This window comes from Flavobacterium bernardetii (assembly GCF_011305415.1).
In the GTDB taxonomy this organism is placed as follows: domain Bacteria; phylum Bacteroidota; class Bacteroidia; order Flavobacteriales; family Flavobacteriaceae; genus Flavobacterium; species Flavobacterium bernardetii.
The window spans coordinates 1-9,842 of the sequence record NZ_JAANOQ010000014.1 but is presented as its reverse complement, the minus strand read 5'-3'; the positions used below and the strand labels follow the sequence as shown (position 1 = coordinate 9,842).

10 protein-coding genes are annotated in these 9,842 nt (G+C 28.6%); 9 read left to right on the top strand and 1 reads right to left on the bottom strand.

From position 1 onward, the window contains the following. Window positions 1–259: 259 nt before the first annotated feature. Window positions 260–607 carry a hypothetical protein gene (locus tag G6N05_RS15160; protein WP_166131715.1) on the bottom strand — a complete coding sequence of 116 codons (348 nt, stop codon included), beginning with the start codon at window positions 605–607 and terminating at the stop codon, window positions 260–262. A gap of 230 nt (window positions 608–837) precedes the next feature. On the opposite strand from G6N05_RS15160, the gene G6N05_RS15155 reads away from it, so the two are divergent. The 9 genes from G6N05_RS15155 to G6N05_RS15115 all read left to right on the top strand — a co-directional run bounded on the left by G6N05_RS15155 (window position 838) and on the right by G6N05_RS15115 (window position 9,636). Continuing rightward, the gene (locus G6N05_RS15155) at window positions 838–1,302 is read left to right on the top strand and encodes a hypothetical protein (RefSeq protein ID WP_166131712.1); all 465 of its coding nucleotides are present in this window, start codon (window positions 838–840) and stop codon (window positions 1,300–1,302) included. Then, window positions 1,302–1,751: a hypothetical protein gene (locus G6N05_RS15150; protein WP_166131709.1), complete on the top strand. Its 450-nt coding sequence runs from the start codon at window positions 1,302–1,304 to the stop codon at window positions 1,749–1,751. The genes G6N05_RS15155 and G6N05_RS15150 overlap by 1 nt, the downstream gene beginning before the upstream one ends. A gap of 214 nt (window positions 1,752–1,965) precedes the next feature. Beyond that, a complete protein-coding gene (locus G6N05_RS15145; RefSeq protein WP_166131706.1) occupies window positions 1,966–3,102 on the top strand; it encodes an AAA family ATPase in 1,137 nt (378 codons plus the stop codon). Window positions 3,103–3,105: 3 nt separating this feature from the next. Beyond that, the gene (locus tag G6N05_RS15140; protein WP_166131703.1) at window positions 3,106–3,786 is read left to right on the top strand and encodes a hypothetical protein; all 681 of its coding nucleotides are present in this window, start codon (window positions 3,106–3,108) and stop codon (window positions 3,784–3,786) included. A 194-nt stretch (window positions 3,787–3,980) separates the two neighbouring features. After that, entirely contained in the window at window positions 3,981–4,628 is a 648-nt protein-coding gene (locus G6N05_RS15135; protein ID WP_166131700.1) for a hypothetical protein, read from the top strand. A 175-nt stretch (window positions 4,629–4,803) separates the two neighbouring features. Then, a complete protein-coding gene (locus tag G6N05_RS15130) occupies window positions 4,804–5,676 on the top strand; it encodes a hypothetical protein (protein ID WP_166131697.1) in 873 nt (290 codons plus the stop codon). Between the two features lie 281 nt (window positions 5,677–5,957). Continuing rightward, on the top strand, window positions 5,958–7,139 hold the full coding sequence (locus tag G6N05_RS15125; RefSeq protein WP_166131694.1) for a hypothetical protein: 1,182 nt from the start codon (window positions 5,958–5,960) through the stop codon (window positions 7,137–7,139). 1,307 nt (window positions 7,140–8,446) lie between these two features. Beyond that, a complete protein-coding gene (locus G6N05_RS15120; protein ID WP_166131691.1) occupies window positions 8,447–8,998 on the top strand; it encodes a hypothetical protein in 552 nt (183 codons plus the stop codon). A gap of 5 nt (window positions 8,999–9,003) precedes the next feature. After that, complete coding sequence (locus G6N05_RS15115; protein WP_166131688.1) at window positions 9,004–9,636, top strand: hypothetical protein; 633 nt, start codon at window positions 9,004–9,006, stop codon at window positions 9,634–9,636. The last annotated feature ends 206 nt before the right edge of the window (window positions 9,637–9,842 follow it).

Sequence of the window (9,842 nt, the reverse complement as noted above, 5' to 3'; positions counted from 1 at the left end):
TTTCTCACAAGAAATTTTATCTTTGATAGAAAATAATCGGTTCCGTAGTTCGCAACCTCGCCAAGCGCCGGAACGTTGTGTGTCAGCTTCAGGAAAAATCTGCTGAAATAGGACGTTTTCTAAAAAACTTAATAAATGACAGAAAGCGAAAAATGGATAGATAATATTATTAAACATTATAAAGATAGATTAACATTCTATGTTAACGAAGGTAAATCAGAAGAAGAATTTTTAGAAGAGCAAATGAAGATACTAAAAGTTATGGAGTATTTTCATCAAAATAATCTTGTCCAAAACGTTGTAAATATTCGTGACACAAAGTGTGAAATTCAGTATACCATTTACTCAACTCATATTGAGCCAAAAAGTTAGAACGAGTGTTATCTGTATTACGACTAATACCATTTATAGTTACAGGTTTTTCTAAAGGAAATTTTGAGTGTATATAATTATTAAGCTCAGTTTGTCTTTTCAAACATTCGTTATTTAATTCGTAACACAAGTAATCTATATTTTCTAATCTATCTTCAGATATTTCCGATAGAATTTTTGAAATCTCATTAGAGTATTTATCTATTAAATCATGTAATTCTTTAAAATTTTCCATTTTATAAAATTGTAAACCAAACTTACAAAAAATATTCTTAAATTGCGGAGTAAAAACCAAAAAGCCGACCACACAACAGTGGTTTTGCAATAGTGCAGAAATTGTATTAAAATCACAAATAGTGTTCGCTAAGAAAAATCAATTAATAACAAAAACAGCTTTTACGATGCCTGCACCATCGCAAAGCCACAAAACGTTAACTGTAAGTTTACCCAAAAATGAAAATATTTATGAAAACAAAAATCTTAATTCTATTTTTATTATTTTCTTCACTTGTGAATAGTCAATCATTAGACGACACAATTGATTGGATTACAAGAAATTCAAACGGAAGTGAGCAAGTAAAATACGATGTAAAAACTAAGAAATTATTATTAATATCTGTTAGGAAAGCAGGAAATAGAATTTCCAGTTTAGTAAAAGAGATTAATCCAAATGATGTGAATAGCATAAGTATTTCAAGTTCAAATAATTGGAACTCTGTTGTAATAAACTTTAAAAAAGGTGGTTCATATATAAATAGTTATATCGTTTCGGAAAATATTAATGAAAAAAGTAACGAAGGCAAAATAAAAATGTACGGAATTGAAATATCATTTGAAGTTGATAAAATTCAAATTCAAAAGTTCAAAAAAGCGTATATTAATTTGTTGAAAGAAATCGGAGTAAAAGTAATTGATGGAGATTTATTTTAATGAAAAGAAGAAAGACATTAGCGGATGAAAATAGAGAATTCTATGAAGAATTAAAAAATGACAAAACAATCATTAAGTCAAATCCAAACGAAATGATTGAGGATATTTTTGAAAATTTCAATAGCGATTATGAAGAAAATTCCGAAATTCAAAATGAAGAAAATGATTTATATTTGGAGAAACTGAAAATTGAAATTATTGGAAATAATACATTTATCACTTCGGAATATGATTTTTTTAAAATAGAAATTAATCAAATTGGAGAATTGTTAAATTATGAAATTAATCACCAAAAAATTAATGAAGCTGAAAAAAAATTAAATTCAAAAGAAATAGATTCTGAAGAATTTACAGATTTTTTCTTAGCAAATTCGATAAATTATAAAGGCAAAAAATATATGATTGTTGGCGAAAAAGTAGAGATTTATATAGATTTTGAGTTTGAATAATCACAAAACCTACAGTTAACAGGCGTTTGGCAAGATTGCGAATTTTGTAGTAAATTCACGTTTACGTTTCGCAAGAAATTTTATCTTTAACAGAAAATAATCGGTTCCGAAGTTCGCAACCTCGCCAAGCGCCGGAACGTTGTATGCCATTACAAATAACTACACAAAAGACAAATATTTAATAATAAATGATTATTTTTGTAAAAAAAATTAAATGAAACTTCTTTCACTAAAATATACAAATACAGAGCAAGAATGGGGATTTGAAGAAATTACTTTCTTTGATTTAACTTTATTAGTTGGTGTTTCTGGCGTAGGAAAAACACAAATTCTACGTTCAATTTACACATTAAAACATATTGCTGATGGTGATAGTGCAAATGGAGTAAAATGGGAAGTGAACTTTCAAACATTGAGTGGAAACAAGTATTTATGGAAAGGTGAATTTGAAAACATCAAGGCAAAAAATGAGTTTATTCCAGATATTTTTGATGAAGAAAAAGATAAAAATAAACCCAAGATTATTTCAGAGCAAATATTATTAAATGGCAAAGAAATAATCTTTAGAGACAATAACATTTTTAGCTTTAATGATAAAGAAATGCCAAAACTTATATCTACGGAAAGTGCTATTAATATTTTAAAAGAAGAAGATCTAATTAAAGAAATTTATGAAAGTTTTAAACTAATAATTTTTAGAGATCATACACAAAAAGAAGGTATTAGATATAGCCAATTAAGTGTTGAAAAACTAAAAAACAAATATAAAACATTTGACCAAATTAAAGAAAGTGATTTAGATACATTTCATAAGTTTGCTTTAGTTTATGATATTTCTAAACCAACTTTTGAAGAAATAAAATCAAGATTTATAGAAGTATTTCCTCAAATTGAAGATTTAAAAGTAGAACCAATTACAGATAATGATTATTCAAGTTTTATATTTGAAGCAACCGTTATTCAAATAAAAGAAAACGGTGTTGATAAATGGATACCGCACAATAGAATGTCATCAGGTATGTTAAGAACTCTCATACATATTGCTGAAATGTATTTATGGAATGAAGGTACAGTAATACTAATTGATGAATTTGAGAATAGCCTTGGACTTAATTGTATAGATGTTCTTACAGAAGATTTAATTTATGACAATAATAATATTCAATTTATTGCAACAAGCCACCACCCATACATAATAAATAAAATTCCTTATGATTATTGGAAAATTGTTACTCGAAAAGGAAGTGCTATAAAAACTTTTGATGCGAAAGATTTTGATTTAGGAAAATCTCACCATGATAGATTTATGAGTTTGATAAACCATCCTTTTTATAAACAAGGTATTTCTTAATTTATGAATTTATATTTCATTCTAGAGGGTGATGCAACTGAAACTTTAATATATCCAAAATGGATAAGTTACATTTTACCTAATTACTCACAAATTGATTTTGAAAATCAAGCTAATAAAAACAATTTTTACATATTTAGTGGAGGTGGAATTCCGTCAATATATAATCATACCGTAAACGCAATAAAAAACATAAACGACAATCCTAAGTTTGACAGATTGATAGTGTGTTTAGATGGCGAAGAGATTGGTATAGAAGCAAGAATTAATGAAATCAAAGATTATATAAAAAAATCTAAAGTAATTTTAAATCCAAAATGCAAAATAGATTTTGTTATACAAAATGTTTGCATTGAAACCTGGTTTTTGGGAAATCGGAAAATAGTAAAAAAGAATCCAGAAGGTAAACTATTAAAAGAATTCAAAAAATTTCATGATGTCTCAATAAATGATCCAGAGGATCTTAATTTATATGAAGGCTATAGAAATAAAGCACATTTTCACTATTCATATTTTAGAGAAATTTTAAAAGAACATAATTTAGTTTATAAAAAGTCCCAACCAAAAGTGGTGTTAGAGAAAACCTATTTTGATGAACTTGAGAATAGAATAAATGAAACAAATCACCTTCAAACTTTAAAGACTTTAATTACTTTACTAAACGAAATAAAATCAAAAGAATAACGGCATACAACAGGCGTTTGGCAAGATTGCGAATTTTGTAGTAAATACACGTTTATTTCTCGCAAGAAATTTTATCTTTGATAGAAAATAATCGGTTCCGAAGTTCGCAACCTCGCCAAGCGCCGGAACGTTGTGTGTAATGCGCGCGCCGAACTGGAGAAAACCTTTATTTATAAAAAATAATAAATTTAAATATGATTTTTTTTGATAAGTTAACAGATTTTGTTTTTGATGAGAGAAAAAAAATTTCGTCAAAAGCTGCTATTATAATTTTATCTATTTTGGGTCTTGTATTAGTCGATAATCTAATTGGATTTTCCTATAGTTACTTATTAAACAATAAAATTGAGGAGGTACAAAAACTAAACTCTATAATTTCAGACAAATCTTCTGATAAATTAACAATAAAATATGCTGTCAAACTTCGTAACGAGACTTTACTCAGAAAAAACGTATTAGAAAAAATTAATGATTATTTGTCTGACCTTTCTTTTAATAAAAATATTGAGGAACCGAAAAAGTCTGATTTACCAAAAAAAGAAGTCTATAATATTGCTCCAAATAATTTTTGGTTTCATTTTACATCAGGTGGAATATATTATTTTTTTAGTATCCTAATGCTTCCACTTATGTTGTTTTTAGATAAATCTTCATCAATACTTCAAAGAATAACAATGAGTATTTTGTTATTTGCAATGTTTAGCGGAATTGGGTTCTTCTTTTTTTGGATTTGTAGTTTAATTCCAATGATATTGAGTAATTCTTGGCTTTTAAATTACATATTAAATCTTGTGATACAAAGTACTATAATATTTTTGATGTTTAAGTTCAATAAGACATAATAAGCACTACACACAACAGGCGTTTGGCAAGATTGCGAATTTTGTAGTAAATTCACGTATATTTCTCGCAAGAAATTTTATCTTTGATAGAAAATAATCGGTTCCGAAGTTCGCAACCTCGCCAAGCGCCGGAACGTTGTGCGTCATTTTAAACAAAACCTGAAAACAAAAGAAATTGAGTTGGATAAATAAAATATTTGGAACAAAAAAGGTAGAGGAAATTCCAACTCGAAAAATTGACTATATCCAAATAACGAAAGATTGGAACGCTGACCCAGTTTCACCTGAAATTGAATTGAAAGTGGACGGAATTGACTTAATAATGGATATTTATCTCAATCATTTTCAATTCGACAAATATCAAGAAGGCGACAAAGTTAAAATCCGATTTAAAAACTGTGCTGAATATTCTCTGAATACTTGTAATGACGAAGGATTTTACTATGGTCAGTATAGAATTAAACCAACGGAATTAGAATGGGGAGAATTCTATGAAATTAAAAGTGGATTAGATAGAAAATTACCGAATCCAATTAAGAAAATTCAAAACGATAATTCGGACAGAAAACATTTCATATTCTTTTTTAAAGACGAGACATTCGAATGCCTTGCTTCTGACTATTATTTAGATTTTTACATCGAAAAGGTACTAAAGAACTGTAAAACCTATAAAGTAGTTTTAGGAGACAAAGAAATTGGAACTTCAAAACTCGAAAAAGCAGACGCACCAATGGGAGTTGCATTTGGACTAATTGAATTCAATGGAATTGAAACGCCATACGAATTCTTCAAAGAATACTGCTTGAAAAATAATATTGTAATAAATACTGACGACCCAGAATTTGAATTTATTGATACTCAAGTGATATCAGAATTAAAAGTATTCAGACAGGATGGACTTGAAATAAAAGGAGTTGCTGGAAATTCAATTACGGGTATGAAAGATGAAGGATACGAAATCTCAATTTTGGGAATAAGTTACCCATTTTACGAGGAGGAATTTCCTCATCACGTTGAACACTATGAAAATATGTTTAAAAAAGAATAAAAAAACGAACGCACAACAAGCGTTTGGCAAGATTGCGAATTTTGTAGTAAATTCAAGTTTATTTCTCGCAAGAAATTTTATCTTTGATAGAAATTAATCGGTTCCGAAGTTCGCAACCTCGCCAAGCGCCGGAACGTTAGCCGTCAGTTTACCGCCGAACGTGGAAAATCGACCTTTCTAAAAAAATATTACTGAAATGTGGAAAACCGTAAAGTTGGTATTTCTAAAACACATATTTTTGAAAACAAACACAAAATAAAATAATAATCAAAAGTAAAATTATGGCTGTAAACGCAATTCCAAATCCAAAAAAATCAACTCAAGTAGATTTTCCAATTGAAAAAGTTAAATTAAGTGTTCAAAATATTAGTTTGAGAAACAATAAATATAAATTTTCTAAATCAAACGAAATATTTAATCAATATACATTTGAGTCATCCGAATTTTTGAGTTTAGGTGTATATGTTGACATAAATTTAAACAAAATAACTGAAGACAAAACGGAAATCACAGTTGAAATTAGAAGAAAAATTGGAACATTTAACCAATCGTACGAAATCACAAATGCTAATGAGCATATCGAAAAAACTTTTGAATGTATTGCTTTTCTGATTACAAAAAGTCCAGAAGAAATTGAACAATATAAAGTTAACCAGACTGTAAACAAAGTTACAAGTAAGTCGAACCAAAATTCCAAAAATAATTTTGAAAACGGAGAAGAAAAACCTTGGTATGAAAAAACAGGTTTAGTTATTCTTTTATGCGTTCTATTTTTCCCTGTTGGCCTTTATGCGTTATGGAAGAATTCGACCATTTCAAAATTTTGGAAATTTGGAGTTACCGCATTAATTGCTATAATTATTATTGCAAATTGTGGCGATGACAAAAAAGTTGATAATGCAACTACTGAAAATGATACAATCACAAATGAAACAAGTGACAAAACTGAAACAGTTTCAGATTTAGAAACTCTTAAGACTAAACTTAAAAACAATATCAAAAGTTTAGAAAAAGACGATTTAACAAGTTCACCCTTAAAATCTGCACAAGATTTCACAATTGCAGTTGCATTATTCAAAGCATATGCAATTACTATTAATGAAGCAAAACCAAATAAAGACAAAGAAGTTCAAAGTTTAATATCTGAATTAGAGAAAAAAGTAGTTAAATCACAAATAAAAAACTTTCCAAAATTAAGAAAAGCATATTATGAATTTCTAAAAGAAAAGCTTTGGGAAAATGATGTAGATGTAAGCATTTCGGGAAATAACAATCAAAAATTAAGTTTTACAGCTAGTTATTTCGCCGCTAATAAAAACATAAAAGATACACAAGAAACTTTAAGTGAAATGTTGAATTATTTACACTTCAAACAAACTCAATATCGATGGTACAAAGGACAAGACGAATTTACATATTACGACATTGAAAGTGATAATGATAACGAAATAAAAACCGAATAAAAATAAAACCGAACGGCTAACAGCAGTTTGGCAATATGGCGGGTTTTGGGCTTAATTTAAAGTTGGTTTTGTACTTGCAAAGTCAGTGTTTAACCGAAAGTTTAGGCTTCCTTAATCCGCCACATCGCCAAGCTGCAAGACGTTAAATACAAGTTTTGTGGAATCGAGAACGCTGAATAAAATCTGATTATTTTTACATCTATTTTCAGAAAACACTTCGCTCCTATTTTTGTTTTAAATTCGAAAAAAAACAATTGTTTTATTTAAAATTTTTGAGCTTAAAATTTATTGTCGAAAATGGAAGAATCCAAAATTGATGGCGGAAATAGTTTGCGAAAAAACTGTATGAACTGAAATCGATTCTTGAATTGGTTTGCGAAAAAGTATTGCGTAAAAATTGTAGAATCGAAAATCGTTACTTGAATTGGTTTGCGGAAAAGTATTGCAAAAAACTTGTCGAATCGGAAATGCTAACTTGAAAAAGTTTGCGGAAAAGTAATGCGGAAATTGAGCGTTTTCCGAATTAATTCAGAAAACTTACGAAGTATAACTCATTGGAATAACAAAAACCTGTATTTAACAGCGGTTTGCTAAAATGGCTAATTTTGTAGTAGATTCACGTTTACATTTCGCAAGAAATTGTATCTTAGCATCAAATAATAATTTACGAAGTCGCCACTTCAGCAAGCCGCGGCCCGTTAAATACAAGTTTTGTGGAATCGAGAACGCTGAATAAAATCTGATTATTTTCACATCTATTTTCAGAAAACACTTCGCTCCTATTTTTGTTTTAAATTCGAAAAAACACAATTGTTTTATTTAAATTTTTTGAGCTTTAAATTTATTGTCGAAAATTGTAGAATCCAAAATTGATGGCGGAATAGTTTGCGAAAAAGGATTGCGAATAAATTGTAGAATCGGAAATCGTTACTTGAATTGGTTTGCGAAAAAGTATTGCGAAAAAATTGTAGAATTGGAAATTGTTACTTGAATTGGTTTGCGGAAAAGTATTGCAAAAAACTTATCGAATCGGAAATGCTAACTTGAAATAGTTTGCGGAAAAGTAATGCGGAAATTGAGCGTTTTCCGAATTAATTCAGAAAACTTACGAAGTAAAACTCATTGGAATAACAAAAACCTGTATTTAACAGCGGTTTGCTAAAATGGCTAATTTTGTAGTAGATTCACCTTTTTCTTTCGCAAGAAATTGTATCTTAGCATCAAATATTAATTTACGAAGTCGCCACTTCAGCAAGCCGCGGCCCGTTGTGCGATATATTTGAAAACCGCAGTAAAAAAGAACATTTATGAAAAAACGAAAAATCTATTTGAAATTTAATTTAAAATATTTAATTATTATTTTAACACTTTTTTCAAGCGTTATTTATTCTCAAGATACTATTGAGAAAAAGGGAAATGGTACATTTATTCCTGACGTTAACAACTCGTTTAAATTATTACAAAACAAAACATCTCCAAAAAACTTTGAGAAATTATTACCAACTTTTAGGGTTAAAGATTTACTTACAGAATGTAGCTCTTATAATGAAAAAACGAATGAAGTTGTACAAAATAAATGTTTGAAGTCTCAATATTCTTTTATGTATAAAGATGAAGTTTTAGTAAATGTTGAAGTAACATCACAAAATGATGAAATAAATAGATTTGAATATTTTTTTGATGTAAAACAAAATGCCACCAAATTTAAAAATCAAATTATTAAAAACGGTTTCATTTATGATAGCCGACTAACTAAAGTCTATATAAAACTTGGATTTAGGTTCTGTTTAGCATATACAAAAAAACCAGGATATACTTTTGTATATTATGATGAAAATAAATTTACAATCTCCAAATAGAAAAAATGATTTACACTATAAATCAATTAACAACAACAGAATGCGGACCAGAATCCGAATTTGCGGATTTTATGCAAAAAGTTTTTTTACAACAAGGTTCAATTGATGGAGCTTGTGGACCTTATAGTATTTTTATGGGTTTATTATCTTTAGGTTTAATTAGTTATGATAAAATAACTTCTCGAAACGTAAAAGGAAATGAAAGACTTGGTAAACTTTTAAATAAGTTGAATGATGAATATTATTCATTATTCAAAAACGGAACTTACCTAAAGGATTTAGAAGAAATAATTACTGAAACATTCGGAAAAGTTATCAACGTAAAAACATTAGACGAAAAAAATAACGATGTTCTAAATTTTACAATTGAACATTTGAAAGAAAATCATCCAACAATAATTGGTGTTAACTTTGATGAAGGAGGACATTGGATGTTAGCAGTTGGATATGAAACAAACGAAGAAGACGAAGTAATTAGAATTTTGGCTTTAGATTCTTCAGGAGAAAATCCAATTGTATCGACTTGGAATTCAATAATTGATGCAAAAACAACTAAAAGAGGAAAATATAAATATAAATGGTGGACAAAATCAAGAAATGTAGAATATGAACAAGCAATTGCAATTTGGAAAAAATAATACATCGCACAACCGCCGTTTGGCAATATGGCGGGTTTAGGCTTAATTTTAAGTTGGTTTTGTACTTGCAAAGTCAGTGTTTAACCGAAAGTTTAGGCTTCCTTAATCCGCCACATCGCCAAGCGACCTAACGTTGTACGCAATTAGCCAAAAATACGTGATAAACTATCGAAAACAAAAGGGATTTGATTGATTTTGACGAGTAA

Excerpts from the sequence above, each read along its gene's own strand:
- G6N05_RS15160 (WP_166131715.1), bottom strand. The coding sequence starts at position 607 with ATGGAAAATTTTAAAGAATTACATGATTTAATAGATAAATACTCTAAT.
- G6N05_RS15155 (WP_166131712.1), top strand. The coding sequence starts at position 838 with ATGAAAACAAAAATCTTAATTCTATTTTTATTATTTTCTTCACTTGTG.
- G6N05_RS15150 (WP_166131709.1), top strand. The coding sequence starts at position 1,302 with ATGAAAAGAAGAAAGACATTAGCGGATGAAAATAGAGAATTCTATGAA.
- G6N05_RS15145 (WP_166131706.1), top strand. The coding sequence starts at position 1,966 with ATGAAACTTCTTTCACTAAAATATACAAATACAGAGCAAGAATGGGGA.
- G6N05_RS15140 (WP_166131703.1), top strand. The coding sequence starts at position 3,106 with ATGAATTTATATTTCATTCTAGAGGGTGATGCAACTGAAACTTTAATA.
- G6N05_RS15135 (WP_166131700.1), top strand. The coding sequence starts at position 3,981 with ATGATTTTTTTTGATAAGTTAACAGATTTTGTTTTTGATGAGAGAAAA.
- G6N05_RS15125 (WP_166131694.1), top strand. The coding sequence starts at position 5,958 with ATGGCTGTAAACGCAATTCCAAATCCAAAAAAATCAACTCAAGTAGAT.
- G6N05_RS15120 (WP_166131691.1), top strand. The coding sequence starts at position 8,447 with ATGAAAAAACGAAAAATCTATTTGAAATTTAATTTAAAATATTTAATT.
- G6N05_RS15115 (WP_166131688.1), top strand. The coding sequence starts at position 9,004 with ATGATTTACACTATAAATCAATTAACAACAACAGAATGCGGACCAGAA.